18 protein-coding genes are annotated in these 21,291 nt (G+C 58.6%); 8 read left to right on the forward strand and 10 right to left on the reverse strand.

Annotated elements, in window-relative coordinates:
- Positions 1-46 precede the first annotated feature (46 nt).
- A complete protein-coding gene (locus tag PU683_RS20425) occupies positions 47-370 on the reverse strand; it encodes a hypothetical protein (protein WP_277174451.1) in 324 nt (107 codons plus the stop codon).
- A 452-nt stretch (positions 371-822) separates the two neighbouring features.
- On the opposite strand from PU683_RS20425, the gene PU683_RS20430 reads away from it, so the two are divergent.
- Positions 823-2,067, forward strand: coding sequence for a polysaccharide deacetylase family protein (locus PU683_RS20430; RefSeq protein WP_277174452.1), 1,245 nt, complete (start codon positions 823-825; stop codon positions 2,065-2,067).
- A gap of 4 nt (positions 2,068-2,071) precedes the next feature.
- Here PU683_RS20430 and panD read toward each other — a convergent pair whose 3' ends face one another.
- The 8 genes from panD to sfsA all read right to left on the reverse strand — a co-directional run bounded on the left by panD (position 2,072) and on the right by sfsA (position 8,577).
- Positions 2,072-2,452, reverse strand: coding sequence for an aspartate 1-decarboxylase (panD, locus tag PU683_RS20435; RefSeq protein ID WP_277174453.1), 381 nt, complete (start codon positions 2,450-2,452; stop codon positions 2,072-2,074).
- Positions 2,453-2,556: 104 nt separating this feature from the next.
- A complete protein-coding gene (gene panC / locus PU683_RS20440) occupies positions 2,557-3,414 on the reverse strand; it encodes a pantoate--beta-alanine ligase (RefSeq protein WP_277174454.1) in 858 nt (285 codons plus the stop codon).
- An 11-nt stretch (positions 3,415-3,425) separates the two neighbouring features.
- A complete protein-coding gene (panB, locus tag PU683_RS20445) occupies positions 3,426-4,217 on the reverse strand; it encodes a 3-methyl-2-oxobutanoate hydroxymethyltransferase (RefSeq protein WP_277174455.1) in 792 nt (263 codons plus the stop codon).
- Between the two features lie 108 nt (positions 4,218-4,325).
- The gene (folK, locus tag PU683_RS20450; protein ID WP_054802815.1) at positions 4,326-4,805 is read right to left on the reverse strand and encodes a 2-amino-4-hydroxy-6-hydroxymethyldihydropteridine diphosphokinase; all 480 of its coding nucleotides are present in this window, start codon (positions 4,803-4,805) and stop codon (positions 4,326-4,328) included.
- Complete coding sequence (pcnB, locus tag PU683_RS20455) at positions 4,802-6,199, reverse strand: polynucleotide adenylyltransferase PcnB (protein ID WP_277174502.1); 1,398 nt, start codon at positions 6,197-6,199, stop codon at positions 4,802-4,804. The genes folK and pcnB overlap by 4 nt, the downstream gene beginning before the upstream one ends.
- A 58-nt stretch (positions 6,200-6,257) precedes the next feature.
- Complete coding sequence (gene gluQRS, locus PU683_RS20460) at positions 6,258-7,154, reverse strand: tRNA glutamyl-Q(34) synthetase GluQRS (protein ID WP_277174456.1); 897 nt, start codon at positions 7,152-7,154, stop codon at positions 6,258-6,260.
- 90 nt (positions 7,155-7,244) lie between these two features.
- Positions 7,245-7,700, reverse strand: a complete 456-nt coding sequence (gene dksA, locus PU683_RS20465) for an RNA polymerase-binding protein DksA (protein WP_007373199.1) — start codon at positions 7,698-7,700, stop codon at positions 7,245-7,247.
- A gap of 172 nt (positions 7,701-7,872) precedes the next feature.
- A complete protein-coding gene (gene sfsA / locus PU683_RS20470; protein WP_277174457.1) occupies positions 7,873-8,577 on the reverse strand; it encodes a DNA/RNA nuclease SfsA in 705 nt (234 codons plus the stop codon).
- Positions 8,578-8,691: 114 nt separating this feature from the next.
- On the opposite strand from sfsA, the gene PU683_RS20475 reads away from it, so the two are divergent.
- Positions 8,692-9,204: a DUF6622 family protein gene (locus tag PU683_RS20475; RefSeq protein WP_277174458.1), complete on the forward strand. Its 513-nt coding sequence runs from the start codon at positions 8,692-8,694 to the stop codon at positions 9,202-9,204.
- On the opposite strand, the gene thpR is transcribed toward PU683_RS20475, so the two are convergent.
- Positions 9,191-9,724: an RNA 2',3'-cyclic phosphodiesterase gene (gene thpR, locus PU683_RS20480; protein ID WP_277174459.1), complete on the reverse strand. Its 534-nt coding sequence runs from the start codon at positions 9,722-9,724 to the stop codon at positions 9,191-9,193. The two genes, PU683_RS20475 and thpR, sit on opposite strands and share 14 nt — an antisense overlap.
- Before the next feature lie 72 nt (positions 9,725-9,796).
- Here thpR and hrpB point away from each other — a divergent pair, with 72 nt between their 5' ends.
- From hrpB to fhuB, 6 genes are all read left to right on the forward strand, one after another.
- Positions 9,797-12,226 carry an ATP-dependent helicase HrpB gene (gene hrpB / locus PU683_RS20485; RefSeq protein WP_277174460.1) on the forward strand — a complete coding sequence of 810 codons (2,430 nt, stop codon included), beginning with the start codon at positions 9,797-9,799 and terminating at the stop codon, positions 12,224-12,226.
- A 117-nt stretch (positions 12,227-12,343) separates the two neighbouring features.
- Positions 12,344-14,863: a bifunctional glycosyl transferase/transpeptidase gene (gene mrcB / locus PU683_RS20490; protein WP_277174461.1), complete on the forward strand. Its 2,520-nt coding sequence runs from the start codon at positions 12,344-12,346 to the stop codon at positions 14,861-14,863.
- A gap of 252 nt (positions 14,864-15,115) precedes the next feature.
- Positions 15,116-17,365 (forward strand): ferrichrome porin FhuA, encoded by a 2,250-nt coding sequence (fhuA, locus tag PU683_RS20495; RefSeq protein WP_277174462.1) that lies wholly within the window; start codon positions 15,116-15,118, stop codon positions 17,363-17,365.
- A 49-nt stretch (positions 17,366-17,414) separates the two neighbouring features.
- Positions 17,415-18,212 (forward strand): Fe3+-hydroxamate ABC transporter ATP-binding protein FhuC, encoded by a 798-nt coding sequence (gene fhuC / locus PU683_RS20500; protein WP_277174463.1) that lies wholly within the window; start codon positions 17,415-17,417, stop codon positions 18,210-18,212.
- Positions 18,212-19,102: a Fe(3+)-hydroxamate ABC transporter substrate-binding protein FhuD gene (fhuD, locus tag PU683_RS20505; protein ID WP_277174464.1), complete on the forward strand. Its 891-nt coding sequence runs from the start codon at positions 18,212-18,214 to the stop codon at positions 19,100-19,102. The genes fhuC and fhuD overlap by 1 nt, the downstream gene beginning before the upstream one ends.
- Complete coding sequence (gene fhuB, locus PU683_RS20510; RefSeq protein WP_277174465.1) at positions 19,099-21,081, forward strand: Fe(3+)-hydroxamate ABC transporter permease FhuB; 1,983 nt, start codon at positions 19,099-19,101, stop codon at positions 21,079-21,081. The genes fhuD and fhuB overlap by 4 nt, the downstream gene beginning before the upstream one ends.
- Positions 21,082-21,291: the final 210 nt, after the last annotated feature.

Below are 21,291 nucleotides of genomic sequence, written 5' to 3' on the forward strand. Positions count from 1 at the left end.
AGATCGCTGTGGCGATCTTAGTGTCAGGCAAACTCAGCAATGAAAACTATTTCAAAGACATTCTTATTTGATCGCCCGTTTCTAATCGGTAATCACAATAAGTGAGCCCATTGTTTTTCGTTGGCTGATTACGCGCATTTAAGAGTTCTTTCACCTTACTGCCAATTATGGCCATGGGGTCGAATCCTTTCCATTTACAGTTAGTGGCTGATGGAGAGCAATACACCATGCTCGAAATCCCATCACTGTCCGTTTCCACTCCCGTTGGCGTTATGCTTGTTTTTGCAGGGCATTGTCCCGCTACAGCAACGCCTGAAACGGATGAAAAACCTAAAAGCAGAGAGAGAATGATAGCTTTATCCATGTTCATGATGATCCCTTAGTCCATTATTAAGGTGCAATTGCAGAGTAAAAATACACCAGGAAAGGAGCAATGCAAAATTCGAATGGCAGATGATTATTTTGCTGGGTTATCTTTAACGACAAATTTGCAGTATATAAATCCATAATGTAATGCATGATGGTTTTAATATCTGGACGTGTCCCATTCACCCCTGAATTTAAAGCTGAAGCTATCTGCCCACCCTTCGCGCAAAATTATTCGATTGCTGAAATATCTGAATGAGCAGGAGTATAGGCACATGCGCTTTATAAAGGCTGCCAGCGAATCATCTTCGATGACATTGACGTGTTATGTGCCGAACCCGACGCCACCTGAGCCAAAACAATCCGCCGAGTTAGCCCACTTTTTGACCTAAACAAAGCCATTAACTCCCTCAGGTTTTGTTACAATCACGCCACTTTCCTAACGCGGTTCGTCTCATGTCTCGTTTGATTGCCTTTCTGTTTCTCTTGCTGGCCGGCAGCGCCTCTGCCGCGATCATCAGCGAACAAGCTGTTCCTGCACGTTATCTGCAAACTACTGAAGATGCTGACATCTGGGCGCAGGTGGGTGATAACGTCATTACCGTCGGCAATATTCGCGCCGGGCAGCTCATCGGCGTGGTGCCGGGCGAGGAGGATTACTACGCCTTTCGCTTCGGTTTTGGCTCGGGGTTTATTGATAAAGGCCATCTCGGCCCGGTGACGGGCAACAAGCGCGTGCAGGATAGCCTCGGCGATCTTAACAAGCCGCTCAGCAATCAGAATCTCATCACCTGGCAGGATACGCCGCTCTACAACGCGCCGGATAAAACCAGCCCGCAGTTTGGCACGCTGGCGAAAAACCTGCGCTACCCGATTATTGATAAGCTTAAAGACCGCCTGAATCAGACCTGGTTTCAGATCCGCATCGGCAATCGGCTGGCGTGGGTCAGCAGCCTCGATGCGCAGGAGGATAACGGCCTGCCGGTGCTGACCTACCATCACATTTTGCATGACGAAGAGAACACCCGATTCCGTCATACCTCTACCACCACCTCGGTACGCGCCTTCACCAACCAGATGACCTGGCTGCGTGACCAGGGTTACGCCACGCTGTCGATGTACCAGTTAGAAGGGTATGTGCGTAACCGTATGAACCTCCCCGCGCGCGCGGTGGTGATCACCTTTGATGATGGGCTGAAATCCGTCAGCCGCTACGCCTACCCGATCCTGCATCAGTATGGGTTTAAAGCGACAGCGTTTATTATCTCGTCGCGTATCAAGCTGAAGCCACAGAAGTGGGATGCAAAATCGCTGCAGTTCATGAGCGTTTCGGAACTTAACGGCATTCGTGATGTGTTCGATGTGCAGTCGCACACCCACTTTTTGCACCGGGTTGACGACGCGCGCCATCCGATCCTCTTTAGCCGCAGCTATCACAATATTCTGTTTGATTTTAAACGTTCGCGCCGCGCGCTGGCGCAGTTCAACCCGCATGTGCTCTATCTCTCCTATCCGTTTGGCGGCTATGACGATAAAGCGGTGAAAGCGGCGAATGACGCCGGTTTCCATATGGCGGTCACCACGGTGCGCGGGAAGGTGAAGCCGGGGGATAATCCCTTCTTGTTGAAACGGCTCTATGTCTTACGGACGGATTCGCTGGAAACGATGTCGCGGCTGATCAGCAATCAGCCGCAGGGGTAGGGCATCAGGCAACCTGAACCGGCACGGCTTTCGCAGTGCGTTTCATCTCGTTGTCGCCGTCAAAATAGGCCACTTTCGGCTGCCAGCTGCGCGCCGTCTCATCGGGCATGGTGACGTAGCTGGCGATAATCAGGATATCGCCAACATCCGCACAGTGCGCCGCCGCGCCGTTAACGGAGATAATGCGTGAGCCGCGCTCGCCGGCAATCGCATAGGTCGAGAAGCGCTTACCGTTGGTGACGTTGTAGATATCAATGGCTTCATATTCAAGGATACCGGCCGCCTCCAGAAAATCCTGGTCGATGGCGCAGGAGCCTTCGTAATGCAGGTCGGCCTGCGTCACTTTGACGCGGTGAAGCTTGCCTTGCAGCATAGTGCGAATCATAAGTTGAACCTTCGTTACTGAGAGTAAAGCCGAAACGGGGAGACGGCTCCCTGCTAACCCCGTCTGTTGTTACCGCGCCTTAACCGGCGCGGCGTTCTGCCAGATTATTTCTGGGTTAATTCAACCACTTTGTTGTCGATAAGCCGTGCCTGGCCGAGCCATGCCGCCATCAGAATTACCGCGCGCTGGCTGCTCTCGGTCACTTCAAGCAGCGTGTCCGCATCACGGATCTGAATATCATCGGCGCGGAAACCGGCCTCGTTAACCTGCTGCTCCGCCAGCGCTACCAGCTCTTCAACATCGCGCTCGCCCGTCAGTAACTTATCGGCGATAGCATTCATGACCTTGCTCATTCCCGGCGCGATTTTACGCTGATCGGCGGTGAGATAGCCGTTACGCGAACTGAGCGCCAGGCCATCTTTCGCACGCACGGTCGGTACGCCGACAATTTCGATGTCGTAACCCATATCCGCCACCATTTTGCGGATCAGCTGCAGTTGCTGATAATCCTTCTCGCCGAAGCAGGCGATATCGGGCTGCACCAGGTTAAACAGCTTGCTGACGATGGTGGAGACGCCGCGGAAGTGGCCTGGACGGCTGGCACCTTCCAGCATCGTCGAGATACCCGGAACGTCAACGTACGTCTGGCCTTCTGTGCCCTGCGGATAGATATCCGCAGGCGCGGGGGCAAAGACGAAATCGACTTTGCGTTTATTCAGCTTTTCACAATCTTCCTGCAAGGTACGCGGGTAGCGCGCCAGGTCATCCTGGCGGTCAAACTGCATCGGGTTAACAAAGATGCTCACCACCACCACATCGGCGCGCAGTTTCGCTTCGTCGACCAGCTTCATATGACCGTCATGCAGGTTGCCCATGGTCGGCACCAGCGCAATGCGTTTTCCTTCCTGACGCAGGCGGCGAATATGCTGGCGCAGCAGCGGCAGGGTTTCAATAATCAACACAACAAGGCTCCTTAATGGAAACTGTGCTCTTCGCCCGGATAGGCTCCGGACTCGACTTCAGCCACATACTGCCTGACCGCGGCACGCATGTCGCCTGCTTCATTGAGGAAATTTTTAGCAAATTTTGGAATATGTCCACCGGTAATGCCGAACGCGTCATGCATCACCAGAATCTGTCCGTCAGTCACATTGCCTGCGCCAATACCAATCACCGGAATGGTTAACGCCCCGGTAATACGCTGCGCCAGCTCAACCGGCACGCACTCCAGCACCAGCAGCTGCGCGCCTGCCGCCTCCAGCGCGAGCGCATCCTCATACAGGCCCTGCGCCGCATCGCCGCGCCCCTGTACTTTATAGCCGCCGAAAATGTTGACCGATTGCGGGGTTAAACCGAGGTGACCACACACCGGTACCGCGCGTTCGGTGAGCATTTTCACCGTCGGTGCCAGCCAGCGGCCGCCTTCGATTTTCACCATATTGGCACCCGCACGCATCACCGCTGCCGCGTTCTCAAACGCCTGTTCGGGCGTGGCGTAGGTCATAAACGGCAGATCGGCGAGCAGCAGGCAAGCCGGTGCGCCGCGACGAACCGCCTGGGTGTGATAAGCGATATCGGCCACCGTCACCGGCAGCGTGGAGTCGTGCCCTTGTACCGTCATGCCTAACGAATCGCCGACCAGCATCACGTTGATCCCCTCTTCGGCAAAGAGTTTGGCAAAGCTGTAGTCATAGGCGGTGATGGTGGCAAAGCGGCGCTTCTCCTGCTTACATTTCAGCAGCCACGAGAGGGTGGTCGGTTTCATAGCGTTTCCTGATAGTCGAAGGCGAATCTGGCGCATTCTAAGCAGCAACATTCAGGGGGGCAATGGTTTTAGGCAACCCGTTGAGGCAGGTCACCTTTTCAGGCGGGTTTACCAGGCGTGAGGTTTTGGCGCGTTTAGCCGCGTCAGCACTGCCTGCAACGATTCGCCATCGGGGAAGTGCAGGTCAGGGGCGATCTCAAACAGTGGCCACAGCATAAAGCCACGGTTTTTCATGTCGTAATGGGGAATGGTCAGCCGCGCGGTCTGCACCGTCATCTCGCCAAACAGCATGATATCGAGATCGAGGGTGCGCGGCCCCCAGCGTTCGGCTTTGCGCACGCGCCCCTGCTGTAGCTCAATGCGCTGCGTATGGTCGAGCAGGGCTTCCGGCGCAAGCGTCGTTTCCAGCGCTACGGCGGCATTGAGATAGTCAGGCTGATCCGGCGGGCCGAGCGGGGGAGTGCGGTAAAGAGAGGAGCACGCCACGATCCGACTGTCGGGGATCTCTCCCAGCGCGGCTATCGCGGCGTTAACTTGATCGAGCGGCGAGGCAAGATTGCTGCCCAGCGCGATAAACGCCAGCGTCACGCACTGCCCTCACGGCGCGGCGCACGCTTGCGCGGACGGCGATGACGACGGCGCTCGGCAGGCTCTTCGCCTAAATCATCAAGCATATGTTTTTGCGCCGGCGGTGCGGAGACCTGGAACTCGCCCCACCATTTTGTCAGGCGCTGCAGTTCGGCGTTATTCTCCGCGTCGGCGCGCAGCGCCAGCAGATCGTAAGAGGCGCGGAATTTAGGATGCTCCATCAGCTTCCAGGCGCGTTTACCCTGGCGACGGGACATGCGCAGCTGTAGCTGCCAGATATCGCGCACCAGCGTAGTGATGCGTTTCGGGATCGCCAGCGAGCGGCACGCTTCGTCGAGCACATCGTTCATCGCCAGCGCGAAAGCGTCGTAATAGGCCAGCCCGCCCTCCTGGGTGATACGCTGCGCGTTCTCCAGCAGCGGATACCAGAACATGGCGGCAAAAAGGAACGCCGGGTTAACGCGCATATCGTTGTGAATGCGGTTATCGGTGTTCTTCAGCACCTGGGCAATGATGCGCTCCATCGGGCTATCGCCGCGCTCGGTAAAGCAGCGGGTGATGATCGGGAAGAGCGGCTGGAATAGGCCATATTCGCACAGCAGCTGGTAGGTATCGTAACCGTAACCGGCCTGCAGCAGCTTAAGAGACTCTTCAAACAGACGCGCCGGCGGCACGTCGTTAATTAAGGTTGCCAGACGCGGGATCGGCTCGGCAGTCTCTTCGCTGATCTGCATCCCCAGCTTGGCGGCGAAACGCACCGCGCGCAGCATGCGCACCGGATCTTCACGGTAGCGGGTTTCCGGGTTGCCGATCAGGCGGATGGTGCCCTCTTGCAGATCGCGCATGCCGCCGACGTAATCACGCACGGTAAAGTCGGCAACGCTGTAATAGAGGCTGTTAATGGTGAAGTCACGACGCTGGGCATCTTCTTCAATCGAGCCAAAGATGTTGTCGCGTAGCAGCATGCCGTTCTGGCCGCGCTGGGAGATGGTGCGATCGGTTTGCTGATCGTCATGATGACCACGGAAGGTCGCCACCTCGATAATCTCCGGCCCGAACATCACGTGCGCGAGGCGGAAACGGCGACCTACCAGGCGGCAGTTGCGGAACAGCTTACGCACCTGATCCGGCGTCGCGTTCGTGGTGACATCAAAATCTTTTGGTTTTTTGCCCAGCAACAAGTCGCGCACACCGCCGCCTACCAGGTAAGCTTCATAGCCCGCTTTATTCAGACGATAGAGCACTTTGAGCGCATTTTCGCTGATATCTTTGCGGGAAATAGCGTGCTGCTCACGCGGAATAACCGTCATTTGCGGTTTGGTCATTGCCTCAACGGCCATGCTCTCTTCGCGGCTCAGCACCTTGCGGCAAAAATTAGCGACTCGGGTAAAAATAGTACACCTCGGTAGTGTCAGACGTCATCGGGACAAAAAAATAGCGGCTAATCATAGCTCAGCGCGAAGCATTTGAGAATGCTGTATTCGCATCGCCTGTTACAGGTACGCGTGAAAGCGACCACTTCGCCACCGCCTTTTCCAGCAGATGCTCAAGGGTGAGATCCTGCCACTCTTTTGTTACATCCTGGTTCAGAAATTGTAAAGCACGGATCAACACAGGACGCGGATCCCCCTCTGGCAGAGCGGGTGCATGGTTCTGTTTGGAGAGCTTATCTCCTTGTTCATTAAGGGCTAATGGCAGATGAACATACTCAGGTGCCGGCCAGCCTAATTGTTGATAGAGGGAGATGTGCCGCACCGTCGGCGCAATCAGATCCGCCCCGCGCACGATCTCCGTCACACCCTGAAAATGGTCATCGACCACCACGGCAAGGTTATAAGCAAATAAGCCATCGCGGCGGTGAATAATAAAATCTTCGCGCGCCAGTTTCTCTTCGGCGACGATGCGTCCCCGCAGGCGGTCGGTAAATTCCAGCACCGGTCGGTGTTGCAGCAGGCGGACCGCGGCGTTTTCCGGGCCATGATTCAGGGTGCGGCAGTGACCATCGTAGAAACCGCCGACGCTTTGAATGCGCGCGCGTGTGCAGGTGCAGAAATAGCTCAGCCCTTCACGGTGCAGCCGTGCCAGCACTTCGCGGTAGGCATCATGCCGGCGGGACTGCCACAGCACTTCGCCGTCCCACTGCAGGCCGTAGTGTTCCAGCTGGCGCAAAATCCTCTCTGCCGCGCCGGGCACTTCACGAGGAGGATCGATATCTTCAATCCGCACGCGCCAGATACCACGCTGCGCGCGGGCTTGCAGATAGCTGCCGAGAGCGGCGATTAACGAACCAAAATGCAGTTCACCGGATGGGGATGGCGCAAAGCGCCCGATATAGTGTGATTCAGGCATAGGGACAGGCAAAAACATACAGAGCGGGCGCGTTCGCCGCCATATAAGAGACGCCCCGCATCAGCGGGGCGTCTTGAGGAATGCCGGGTGTTAGCCCGCCATCTGTTTTTCGCGGATTTCCGCCAGGGTTTTGCAGTCGATGCACAGGTCGGCAGTCGGACGCGCTTCCAGACGACGGATACCAATTTCAACGCCACAGGATTCGCAGAAACCGAAATCTTCGTCTTCTACTTTTTTCAGCGTTTTTTCGATCTTCTTAATCAGCTTGCGCTCGCGATCGCGGTTACGCAGTTCGAGGCTGAACTCCTCTTCCTGAGCAGCACGGTCAACCGGGTCCGGGAAGTTAGCCGCTTCGTCCTGCATGTGCGTAACGGTGCGATCGACTTCATCCCTAAGTTGATTGCGCCATGCTTCAAGAATCCGCTTGAAGTGCGCCAGCTGGGCTTCGTTCATATACTCTTCGCCCGGCTTCTCTTGATACGGCTCCACCCCAGCGATGGCGAGAATACTCAGGGACGATGTTTTACGGTTTTGCCCTTCTTGCATGTTGCTTCTCCTTAACACGCACTATCGATCCCCGTACGGGGGAAAAATCAGGCCGCTATAAATAGCAGATGCTTTTACGGTTGGCAAATATCCATACGTAACACTTGACAACCCTGTGAAGAAAAGCGTATTTGCGCACGCGACCAAATCACTTATTCGTCAGGCGCTTGCCTTAAAGCGAGAACGGTAGCGGCAAGCTAAGACTCATATTATCGGCAGAAAGTTCCGCTTTATAAGCAATAACTTCCACCCCCTTTTGTTGCGCTTCACTCAATAATCGTGCGTATTCCCCATCAATATGGCGCGCGGGTGCGAAATGTTCAACGGCAGAGTGCAGAATGGCGAACAAGATCACCGCACGGTCACCGTTGGCCGCAACGCTCATCAACTCCCGTAAATGCTTCTGCCCGCGCAGTGTGACCGCATCCGGGAAATAGCCTGACTGCTGCTCGGCGAGCGTGACCGATTTCACTTCAATATAGCAGTTGCGGCGATCCTCTGCCTGTAACAGAAAATCAATTCTGCTGCGCTCCGCACCATATTTCACTTCGCTTTTCAGCGCGCTATAGCCCGTTAACTCAGGCAGGCGATCCGCGATAATGGCCTCTTTCGTCAACATATTTGCCCGCTGAGTATTAACGCAAATAAACGCGCCCTGCTGCGTTTCAGTTAATTCCCAGGTGTGGGCATATTTGCGCTTGAGATTGGTTGAGGTGGAGTACCAGACCCGATCGCCAGGCGTCGCGCAGCCGGTCATCGCGCCGGTATTGGGGCAGTGCAGCGTCAGGGTTTCGCCTTCGGGCGTCACCACATCCGCCAGAAAACGCTTATAGCGCGTCACCAGCGTGGCGGATTGTAACGGCGGGGTGAATTCCATATCTCTTCCTTAATGTTTGTGGCTTGCTAAGCGGCGTCTTGCAGCGTGAAGATGCTCTGGCTCGTGCGCCGCGTATTCACACGCAGCGAAAGACTCTATAACCCGGAGCATGATATGTCAGCTTTTACGCTCGTCAGACACACCCCGATATGGGTGTGGGTGCTTTTTCTCTTCCTTATTAAGCGCGGCATCAGCGCGCTCTCCGATCGGCAAATGTCGCTCAGACGCCTTTTTCTGTTGCCCCTGCTGTTTCTGGTCTGGGGCATCTGGAGCCTGCGCCAGGAGTTTCACTTAAGCGCTGCCTCCATAAGCGGGCTGGCCGCAGGGCTGCTGATCGGTACGGCCGCGGGCTGGATGCTGTGGCGCAACCAGCCGCGCTTACAGAACGCGGCGGATAAGCATCAGATTATTCGGCCCGGTACGCCGTTGACCCTGATTCTGATTGTTATCGCCTTTAGCGTGAAGTATGGCCTGACGGCGTGGCTTTTTATGCACCCGCAGCTGCATCAATCGGCGACGTATAGCCTGCAATTTGGGTTTATCACCGGTGTATTGGACGGCCTTTTCTGGGGGGGAACGCTGAATCTCTTCCTCGCCTGGCGGCGCGAGGCCGTTACTCGCCGCTAAGGGACCAGCGCTTGAGGGCGGTGTAACGGGTGCGCCCATTAAGAAACTGCGACTCATAGAGCGCGAACTCAGTGACCGGAAATGACCAGCGAAAACCCGGCGGCGGCAGCGAGACCGCGTGGCTGGCGTCGCGCAGCAGCGTGATGTGCGGGTGAAAAGGCTGCGGGCTTTGATAGCAGCCGCTGCGGGCTGCCTGCGCGCGCAGCATATCTGCAAGTTGTAATAATCCGCGCGGCGGCTGGCGGGAACCGAGCCACACCACGCGCGAGCGCAGCCACTGCCCGGCATCATCCAGCGTCAGCGTAAAGCCGGGCTGGCGAATGCGCCCGGCAAGCGTCTCCAGCGCCTTCTGTTTCTCAGCGCTGATATCGCCCAGAAAGGCCAGCGTCAGATGCAAATTGGCGGCGGCGATTGGCCGTCCCGCTTGCGGGGCGAAGTGCTGCGCGCGCCACTGCACCAGTTGGGTCTGGAGATCGGCGGGCAGTTCAATGGCAAAAAAGAGCCTTTTTGATGCGGGCATAGTGTGCTCGAAGTCAAGAATATGTGGGGATGGTATACTGCGGCTCCTCTTCTGTTAACCCCTGGAGCGTTTGTGTCCTTACTGCCGGTTGCCGCCGTTCTGCCCGATCTTCTCTCTGCGCTGAAAAAGGCGCCCCAGGTGCTGCTGAGCGCCCCGACCGGTGCCGGGAAATCGACCTGGCTGCCGCTGCAACTGCTGCAACAGGGCGCGGTCGAAGGAAAAATCTTGCTGCTCGAGCCGCGACGGCTGGCGGCGCGCAACGTTGCCCAACGGTTGGCGGAACTTCTTAATGAGCAACCCGGTGACACCGTGGGTTACCGCATGCGCGCCGACACCTGCGTCGGCCCGAATACCCGCCTTGAAGTGGTCACCGAAGGGATCCTTACTCGCCTGATCCAACACGATCCGGAGCTTAACGGTGTCGGGCTGGTGATTCTGGATGAGTTTCATGAGCGCAGCCTGCAGGCCGATCTTGCGCTGGCGCTGCTGCTTGATGTGCAGCAGGGGCTGCGGGACGATCTGAAACTCCTGATTATGTCCGCGACACTGGATAATGACCGCCTACAGTCGCTGTTGCCGGACGCACCAGCGATCGTCTCCGAAGGGCGCGCGTTCCCGGTTGAACAGCGCTACCAGTCGCTGCCCGCTCATCAGCGCTTCGATGAAGGGGTGGCGCAGGCCACGGCTGAGCTGTTGCGCAGCGAGTCCGGTTCGCTGCTGCTCTTTTTGCCGGGTGTCGGCGAGATCCAGCGCGTGCAGGAGCAGCTCGCTTCGCGCATCGGCAGCGATGTGCTGCTCTGCCCACTGTATGGCGCGCTGCCGTTAAGCGAACAGCGCAAAGCGATTCTGCCTGCGCCTGCTGGCAAGCGAAAAGTGGTGCTGGCGACCAATATTGCCGAAACCAGCCTGACCATCGAAGGGATCCGGCTGGTGGTGGACAGCGCGCAGGAGCGCGTTGCCCGTTTTGATGCCCGCAGCGGCTTAACGCGCCTGGTTACTCAGCGCATCAGCGTGGCGTCGATGACCCAGCGTGCCGGACGCGCCGGGCGTCTGGAGCCGGGCATTTGTCTGCATCTGATCGCCAAAGAGCAGGCGGAGCGCGCAGCGGCGCAGAGCAGCCCGGAGATCGTCAATAGCGATCTCTCCGGCCTGTTGATGGAGTTGTTACAGTGGGGCTGCCAGGATGCTGCGCAGCTCACCTGGCTGGATCAGCCGCCTGAGGCTAACCTGGCGGCGGCGCGCAGGCTGCTGACGCAACTGCGTGCGCTGGAAGAGGGGCGTTTAACCCCGTTTGGTATGAAAATGGCGACGCTCGGTAACGATCCGCGTCTGGCGGCAATGCTTTCGGCCGCGCGGGGAGATGATGAGATTGCCACCGCGGCGAAGCTGGCGGCGATCCTCGAAGAGCCGCCGCGCGGCGGTAATAGCGATTTGAGCGCCGCCTTTTCGCGCCAGCAGGGGAACTGGCAGCAGCGCGCGCGCCAGCTGGCACGCAGGCTGAAGAGCAGCAGCGGCGAAGCGGATAACCGCGCAATGGCCCCACTTCTGGCCTGCGCATTTGCCGATCGTATCGCGCGCCGACGCGGTCAGCAGGGGCGGTATCAATTAGCGAATGGCTTAGGCGCGACGCTGGATGCCGATGATGCGCTAAACCGACACGAATGGCTGCTCGCGCCATTGCTGTTGCAGGGGAGCCAGTCGCCGGATGCGCGTATTTTACTGGCCCTGCCGCTGGATATCGACGCGCTTGTTGCCCAATCTCCGCAGCTGGTTACCCACTCCGACAGCGTCGAGTGGGACGAAACGCTCGGCACCCTGAAAGCATTTCGCCGTCGGCAGATCGGGCAACTGACGCTGAGCGCCCAGCCGCTGGCGAAGCCCTCTGAAGAGGAGCTGCACCGGGCGATGCTAAACGGTATTCGCGAAAAAGGATTGCGGGTGCTGAACTGGACAAGCGAAGCGGCGCAGTATCGTTTACGCTTACTCTGCGCCGCGAAATGGCTGCCGGAGTTCGACTGGCCCGCCGTTGATGACGCATCGCTGCTCAACACTCTTGAGGAGTGGCTGCTGCCGCAAATGGGCGGCATTCGTTCCCTGCGCGATTTGCAGACCCTTGATGTAGGGCAGGCGTTGCAGCAGGCGCTGCCGTGGTCGTTGCGTCAACGGCTGGATAGTGAGCTGCCTGGGCATTACACTGTGCCGACCGGAAGCCGGATAGCCATCCGATATCATGAAGATAACCCGCCTGCGCTGGCGGTGCGGATGCAGGAGATGTTCGGCGAAGCCACCACCCCAACGATTGCGCAGGGGCGTGTGGCGCTGGTGCTGGAGCTGCTTTCGCCTGCCCAGCGGCCCCTGCAAATTACGCGTGATTTAGGCGCGTTCTGGGCCGGAACCTACCGCGAGGTGCAAAAAGAGATGAAGGGGCGCTATCCCAAACATGTCTGGCCGGACGATCCGGCGAACACCGCGCCGACGCGGCGAACGAAAAAGTATTCATAGTGCTGATGCGTATAGCGTCTTTCAGCAGTGGTATAAATTGAGAGAGTTCTTCTTCTGCCTGTGGGCCGAAGAGCTGAGAATCGGGCCCTTGCGCCTGAACGTTGCGGAGAGTAAAGCATGGCGGGGAATGACCGCGAGCCAATTGGACGCAAGGGGAAACCTGCGCGCCCGGCAAAAGAGAAAATCAGTCGTCGTCGCGTTCGTGATGAAGAGTATGACGAATACGATGATGAAGAGGAAAACGCAGTGCCGAAAAAGGGAAGAGGCAGAGGCAAAAAGCCCCGCGGTAAACGCGGCTGGTTCTGGCTGCTGCTGAAAATTTTCATTGTTTGCGCAGTGCTGTTTGCCATTTATGGCGTCTATCTGGATCAGAAAATCCGCGCCCGTATCGACGGTAAAGTGTGGCAGCTGCCCGCCGCGGTCTATGGCCGTATGGTCAACCTCGAGCCGGATATGGCCATCAGCAAAAATGAGATGGTCAAGCTGCTGGAGGCGACACAGTACCGCGAAGTGACGAAGATGACGCGTCCCGGTGAGTTCACCGTGCAGGCGAAAAGCATCGAGATGATCCGTCGTCCCTTTGATTTCCCGGACAGCAAAGAGGGCCAAGTGCGCGCGCGTCTGACCTTTGACGGCGATCGCCTGGAGACGATTGAGAATATGGACAGCAACCGCCAGTTCGGTTTCTTCCGCCTCGATCCGCGCTTGATTACCATGCTCTCTTCGCCGAACGGCGAGCAGCGCCTGTTCGTGGCGCGTAACGGCTTCCCGGATCTGCTGGTCGACACGCTGCTGGCGACGGAAGACCGCCACTTCTACGAGCATGACGGCATCAGCTTCTACTCGATTGGCCGTGCGGTGCTGGCGAACCTCACCGCAGGGCGTACGGTGCAGGGGGCAAGTACGCTGACCCAGCAGCTGGTGAAAAACCTCTTCCTGAGCAGCGAGCGCTCCTACTGGCGTAAAGCCAACGAAGCCTACATGGCGCTGATCATGGATGCCCGCTACAGCAAGGATCGCATCCTTGAACTCTACATGAACGAGGTTTACCTCGGTCAGAGCGGCGATAACGAAATCCGCGGTTTCCCGCTGGCGAGCCTCTACTACTTTGGCCGTCCGGTTGAAGAGCTGAGTCTCGATCAGCAGGCGCTGCTGGTGGGGATGGTAAAAGGGGCGTCGATCTACAACCCGTGGCGTAACCCGAAACTGGCTCTTGAGCGCCGTAACCTGGTGCTGCGTCTGCTGCAGCAGCAGAGCGTGATTGACCAGGAGCTGTATGACATGCTCAGCGCGCGTCCGCTCGGCGTACAGCCGCGCGGCGGGGTGATCTCACCTCAGCCAGCGTTTATGCAGATGGTGCGCCAGGAGTTGCAGAGCAAACTTGGCGATAAGGTAAAAGATCTCTCCGGCGTGAAGATCTTCACCACCTTTGACTCGGTGGCGCAGGATGCTGCCGAAAAAGCGGCGGTGGAAGGTATTCCGCTGTTGATCAAACAGCGCAAGCTGTCGGATCTGGAAACCGCGATGGTGGTGGTCGATCGCTACACCGGTGAAGTGCGCGCGATGGTGGGCGGTGCGACACCGCAGTTTGCCGGTTATAACCGTGCCATGCAGGCGCGTCGCTCTATCGGCTCGCTGGCGAAACCGGCGACCTACCTGACGGCGCTGAGCCAGCCCAACACCTATCGCCTGAACACCTGGATTGCGGATGCGCCGATTTCGCTGCGCCTCTCCAACGGCCAGGTGTGGTCGCCGCAGAACGACGATCGCCGCTTCAGCGGTCAGGTGATGCTGGTGGATGCGCTGACGCGCTCAATGAACGTACCGACCGTTAACCTCGGCATGGCGGTAGGCTTACCGGCCGTCACGGAGACCTGGGAGAAACTCGGTGCGCCGAAGAACCAGCTGAACGGCATGCCGTCAATGCTGCTGGGTGCGCTCAACCTGACGCCGATTGAAGTGGCACAGGCCTTCCAGACCATCGCCAGCGGCGGTAACCGCGCGCAACTCTCCGCGCTGCGTTCGGTGATTGCTGAAGATGGTACGGTGCTCTATCAGAGCTACCCGCAGGCGGAACGTGTGGTGCCTGCTCAGGCGGCATACATGACGCTGTGGACCATGCAGCAGGTGGTCCAGCGCGGAACGGGTCGCCAGCTTGGCGCGAAGTATCCGGGTCTGCACCTGGCGGGGAAAACGGGTACGACCAACAACAACGTCGATACCTGGTTTGCCGGCATCGACGGGCGTGAAGTGACCATCACCTGGGTTGGCCGCGATAATAACCAGCCGACCAAGCTGTATGGTGCCAGCGGCGCAATGGCGATTTACCAGCGTTATCTGCAAAACCAGTCGCCGATCCCGCTGGATCTGACGCCGCCGGAGGACATCACCAACATGGGCGTTGATGATATGGGTAACTTTATCTGCGGCGGCGGCGGTGTACGTCAGTTGCCGGTCTGGACTACCAATCCGGATGCGCTGTGTCAGCAAAGCCAGATGATGCAGCCGCAAACGGGCAACCCGTTCGATCAGTCGACGCAACCGCAACAGCAGCAGCCGCAACAACAACAGCCGCAGCAGGAGCAGAAGAGCGATGGTGTAGCGGGCTGGATTAAAGAGATGTTCGGCAGCAACTAGTGATAAAAAACCCCGGTTCAGCAGACCGGGGTTTTTTATTTTGTTCTTTCTGACACATTCAAATAACGCTGCGTTAAATTCCTTTCTTCATGCAATTAACATCCTGCTTTTTCACCGCATAATTCTTCTCTCTGAAGCCCCGCCGGGCGGCTTTACGCTTGCTATGCACGGAGCGCTTCGCATATTATTCTGCGGTCATAATAATAATTCTCGTTTACGTTAACGTTCACTTATTGAATCAGAGATACACTCATGGCGCGTCCAACAACTGCTCAGCCAGTCACTTTTACGCTGCGTACCGTCGCAGTCGTAGTAGCCACAGCGGTTAGCGGCATGTCTGTTTATGCACAGGCTGCTACCTCCTCGAAAGAAGACACCATCACCGTGACCACCGCCGCGCCGCAAGAGAGTGCGTGGGGGCCAGCGGCGACCATCGCGGCGAAACATACCGCGACCGCGACAAAAACGGATATACCGCTGGAAAAAACGCCGCAGTCCATTTCTGTCGTTACGGCCGAAGAGATCGCGCTGCATCAGCCGAAATCGGCGAAAGAGGCCCTGAGTTACACACCTGGCGTCAGCGTGGGCACGCGCGGCGCTTCCAATACTTACGATCAGCTCATCATCCGCGGTTTTGCCGCCGATAACCAGAGCCAGAATAACTACCTCGACGGCCTGAAGTTGCAGGGCAACTTCTATAACGACGCGGTGATCGATCCCTATATGCTGGAACGCGTTGAGTTGCTGCGCGGGCCAACGTCCGTGCTCTACGGAAAAAGCAGCCCGGGTGGCCTGATGAATATGGTCAGCAAGCGCCCGACCACCATGCCGCTGCATGAGATTCAGTTTAAAGCGGGCACCCACAGCCTGTTCCAGACCGGGTTTGATTTCAGCGACGCGCTGGATGATGACGGTGTTTACTCGTATCGCCTGACCGGCCTGGCGCGCTCTGCCAATGCACAGCAGGACGGGAAAAAAGAGCAGCGTTATACCATCGCCCCCTCATTTAGCTGGCGGCCGGATGATAAAACCAACTTCACCTTCCTCTCCTATTTCCAGAATGAGCCGGACACCGGCTATTACGGCTGGTTGCCGAAAGAGGGAACCGTCGAACCGCTGCCGAACGGCAAGCGTCTGCCGACCAGTTTCAACGAAGGCGCGAAGAACAACACCTACTCCCGTAACCAGAAGATGGTCGGTTACAGCTTCGAGCATGCTTTCGACGACACCTTTACCGTGCGCCAGAACCTGCGCTACGCCGAGAACAAAACCTCGCAAAACAGCGTCTACGGCTACGGCATGTGCTCTGATCCGCTCTACACCGCCGAACCGAGTAAAAGCCCCTGCGCCAGTATCGCGCCGTCGCAGTGGAACCACTACCTGACGCGTCAGTATGTGATTGACCATGAGAAATTACAGAACTTCTCGGTCGATACGCAGCTGCAAAGCGCGTTTGCTACCGGCTCTGTCGACCATACGCTGCTGACCGGCGTCGACTTTATGCGTATGCGTAACGACATCGACTCATGGTTTGGCTATGCGGGATCTGTTGCGCCATCGGATATCTATAACCTCGATCGCGGTGACTTCGATTTCGCTGCCCATGCTGGCCCGTCTGGTGCTTACCGCATTCTTAACCGGCAAAAACAGACTGGCCTCTATGCGCAGGATCAGGCGCAGTGGGAGAAGGTGCTGGTTACGCTGGGCGGCCGTTACGACTGGGCGAAACAGAGCGCGTTTAACCGCGAGACCGGTATCACCACCACCCGTGACGACAGGCAGTTTAGCTGGCGTGGCGGCGTTAACTATCTGTTTGATAATGGCGTGACGCCATACTTCAGCTACAGCGAATCTTTCGAACCGTCGTCAACCGCCGGTGAGAAGGGCGCGATCTTCGCCCCGTCGAAAGGCAAGCAGTACGAAGCCGGTGTGAAATACAGCCCGGGCGATCGGCCGATTGTGCTGACCGGCGCGCTCTATCAGCTGACCAAGAGCAACAACCTGATGGCCGATCCTGCCGGATCTGTCTGGTCAGTTGAGGGCGGCAAAGTGCGCTCGCGCGGCGTGGAGCTGGAAGCCAAAGCGGCGCTCTCTGCCAACCTGAACGTAGTCGGCTCCTACACCTATACGCAAGCGGAATACACTACCGACACCACACTGAAAGGTAACACCCCGGCGCAGGTACCAAAACATATGGCTTCGCTGTGGGGCGATTACACCTTCTATGATGGCGCGCTCTCCGGCCTGACGCTGGGTACAGGCGCGCGCTTTACCGGCTCGAGCTTCGGCGATCCGGCGAACTCCTTTAAAGTCGGTAGCGCCACCGTCGTTGATGCGCTGGTGCGTTACGATCTGGCGCGCCTGGGTATGGCGGGCTCCAGTGTCGCTTTACACGTCAATAACCTCTTCGATCGTGAATATGTCGCCAGCTGCTTTAACAGCTACGGCTGCTTCTGGGGCGCTGAACGTCAGGTGACGGCAACCGCAACCTTCCGCTTCTAATCTTTCTCTTCGGGCACGGTTCGCCGTGCCCTCTGACAAGTTGGCAACCATGCAGGAAAACAAAACGCTTCCCGATACCACCTTTCAACTCGACGATGTCACTTTCCGCGTGCCGGGACGCACGCTGCTGCATCCGCTGTCGTTGACCTTCCCGAGCGGGAAAGTGACCGGCCTGATTGGTCATAACGGCTCGGGTAAATCGACGCTGCTGAAGATGCTCGGCCGCCATCAGGCACCCTCTGCGGGCAATATTCTGCTCGACGGGCAGCCGCTGGAGAGCTGGAGCAGCAAAGCGTTCGCCCGCAAAGTCGCCTATCTGCCGCAGCAGCTGCCGCAGGCGGAGGGGATGACCGTGCGCGAACTGGTAGCGATTGGGCGTTATCCGTGGCACGGGGCGCTGGGGCGTTTTGGCGTGGCTGACCGGGAGAAAGTGGAGGAGGCGATTGCGCTGGTCGGTTTAAAACCGCTGGCGCACCGGCTGGTGGATAGCCTCTCTGGCGGTGAGCGTCAGCGCGCGTGGATTGCCATGCTGGTGGCGCAGGATAGCCGCTGCCTGCTGCTTGATGAGCCGACCTCGGCGCTCGATATCGCCCATCAGGTCGATGTGCTGGCGCTGGTGCACCGCTTAAGCCAGCAGCGTGGGCTGACAGTGATTGCCGTGCTGCACGATATTAATATGGCGGCGCGCTACTGTGACTATCTGGTGGCGCTGCGCGGCGGCGAGATGATCGCCGAAGGGGCACCGGAGGCCTTAATGCGCGCCGAGACGCTGGAGCAGATTTACGGTATCCCGATGGGGATCCTGCCGCACCCGGCCGGTGCCGCGCCCGTGAGCTTTGTCTACTGATGGCCGGTATACCTGAAATCAGCCGTCGGCGTTTACTGACGGCGATGGCGCTGTCGCCGCTGCTCTGGCAGATGCGTGGCGCAAAGGCTGCGGGCGTCGATCCGCAGCGCGTTGTGGCGCTTGAGTGGCTGCCGGTCGAGCTGCTGCTGGCGCTGGGCGTGGCGCCCTACGGCGTCGCCGATGTGCAAAATTACAATACCTGGGTCAACGAACCGTCGCTGCCGGCGTCGGTGATTGATGTTGGTTTGCGTACCGAACCCAACCTCGAACTGCTGACGCAGATGAAGCCGTCGCTGCTGGTCTGGTCGGCGGGCTATGGCCCCTCCGAGGCGAAGCTGGCGACCATTGCGCCGGGGCGCGGGTTTACCTTTAGCGACGGCAAAAAGCCGCTGGCGATGGCCCGACGCTCGCTGAACGAGATGGCGCAGTTGCTTAACAAAGAGGCGCAGGCGCGTCAGCATCTTGCGCAGTTCGATGCGCTGATGAGCGCTACAAAGCCGCGCTTTGTCCGGCGCGGCGACCGCCCGCTGCTGATGATTACCCTGCTCGATCCGCGCCATGTGCTGGTGTTTGGCGCCAACTGCCTGTTTCAGGAAGTGCTTGATACCTTCGGCATCCGTAACGCCTGGCAGGGCGAGCAGACCTTCTGGGGCAGCGTGGCGGTCGGCATCGACCGGCTTGCCGCCTATAAAGATGTCGATGTGATCTGCTTCGATCACAACAATGAACAGGATATGCAAAACGTGATGGCGACACCGCTCTGGCAGGCGATGCCATTTGTGCGCCAGGGGCGTTTTCAGCGCGTGCCGGCAGTCTGGTTCTACGGCGCGACGCTCTCTGCCATGCATTTCACCCGCGTGCTGGATAACGCGCTGGGAGGCCGGGCATGATCCGTCGCTTCTCCCTCTCATCGGTGCTGCTGCTGGCGGTGCTGTTTATCGTGGCGGCCGGGTTAACCTGGTACAACCTGACCCTTGCCCTGCCGCGCGCTCAATGGGCGCAGGCACTGTTTGCGCCGAATATCGACCATATCGATCAGATGCTGTTTCACTACAGCCTGCTGCCGCGCCTGGTGATATCGCTGCTGGTCGGGGCCGGACTTGGGCTGGTGGGCGTGCTGTTCCAGCAGGTGTTGCGTAACCCGCTGGCGGAGCCGACCACCCTTGGTGTGGCGACCGGCGCGCAGCTCGGGATCACCATCACTACGCTTTGGGCGATCCCGGGCGTCATGGCATCGCAGTTTGCGGCGCTGCTTGGTGCCTGCGCCGTTGGCGCGCTGGTGTTTGGCGTGGCGTGGGGAAAACGACTCTCCCCGGTAACCTTAATTCTTGCGGGCCTGGTGGTGAGCCTCTACTGCGGGGCGATCAATCAGCTGCTGGCACTGTTTCACCACGATCAGCTGCAAAGTATGTTTTTATGGAGCACCGGTACGCTGACGCAGACCGACTGGAGCGTAGTGCAACGTCTCTGGCCGCAACTGCTGGGCGGCACGGTGTTAACGCTGCTGCTGCTGCGCCCGTTGACCTTAATGGGGCTGGATGATGGCGTGGCGCGCAACCTTGGGCTGGCGCTGTCGCTGGCGCGGCTGGCGGCGTTAACGCTGGCGATTGCCCTCAGTGCGCTGCTGGTGAACGCGGTTGGTATTATCGGCTTTATCGGCCTCTTCGCGCCGCTACTGGCGAAGATGCTCGGCGCACGGCGTCTGCTGACGCGCCTGATGCTGGCACCGCTGATTGGCGCGCTGATCCTCTGGCTCTCCGATCAGGTGATCCTCTGGCTGACGCGCGTCTGGATGGAGGTCTCTACCGGGTCGATGACGGCGCTGATTGGCGCACCGCTGCTGCTGTGGCTGCTGCCGCGCCTGCGCAGTATGAGCGCACCGGCGATGGATGGCGGGGATAAGATCCGTCCCGAGCGCGGACATGTGTTGGGGTTTGCGCTGGGCGGCCTGTTATTACTGCTGCTGGCAATGTGGGCAGCACTCAGTTTTGGCCGCGATGCCCACGGCTGGCAGTGGGCCAGCGGCGCGCTGCTGGATGAACTGCTGCCCTGGCGCTGGCCGCGCATTATTGCTGCGCTGACTGCCGGGATGATGCTGGCGGTGGCCGGATGCATTATCCAGCGTCTGACCGGTAATCCGATGGCCAGCCCGGAAGTGCTGGGCATCAGCTCCGGCGCGGCGTTTGGCGTGGTGTTGATGCTCTTCTTTGTGCCAGGCAACGCCTTTGGCTGGCTGCTGCCTGCCGGAAGTCTTGGCGCGGCGGCAACGCTATTGATCATTATGCTGGCCGCCGGTCGCGGCGGCTTTTCGCCGCACCGCATGCTGCTGGCTGGGATGGCGCTCAGCACCGCCTTTACCATGCTGCTGATGATGCTCCAGGCGAGCGGCGATCCGCGCATGGCAACGATACTGACCTGGATCTCCGGCAGCACTTATCACGCTTCCGGTGAGCTGGTGGTGCGCAGCGCGGTGGTGATGGTGGTGCTGCTGGCATTAACCCCGCTGTGCCGCCGCTGGCTGATGATCCTGCCGCTCGGCGGGGAGAGCGCGCGCTCGGTAGGGATGGCGCTGACCTCGTCGCGTATTGTGCTGCTGCTGCTGGCAGCAGCGCTGACAGCGGCGGCGACGATGACCATCGGGCCGCTCAGCTTTGTCGGGCTGATGGCACCGCATATCGCGCGCATGATGGGTTTTCGCCGCACGATGCCGCATATGGTTATCTCCGCGCTGGTGGGGGGCGTGTTGCTGGTGTTCGCCGACTGGTGCGGGCGGATGGTGCTGTTTCCGTTCCAGATCCCGGCGGGGCTGCTCTCGACCTTTATTGGCGCGCCGTACTTTATCTACCTGTTGAGAAAGCAGAGCCGCTAAAAAAATGCCCGGTGGCGTTAACGCTTACCGGGCCTACTAAGGCTGAGAACACAATTTTGTAGGCCGGATAAACGTAGCGCCACCCGGCATTTCCCGATGACATCGCGGTTTTTGTAGGCCGGATAAGCGTAGCGCCATCCGGCATTTCCCGATGACATCGCGGTTTTTTGTAGGCCGGATAAGCGTAGCGCCATCCGGCATTTCCCTATG

The organism is Candidatus Kosakonia sp. 282A-S69 (genome assembly GCF_029433855.1).
GTDB classification, from domain to species: domain Bacteria; phylum Pseudomonadota; class Gammaproteobacteria; order Enterobacterales; family Enterobacteriaceae; genus Kosakonia; species Kosakonia cowanii_A.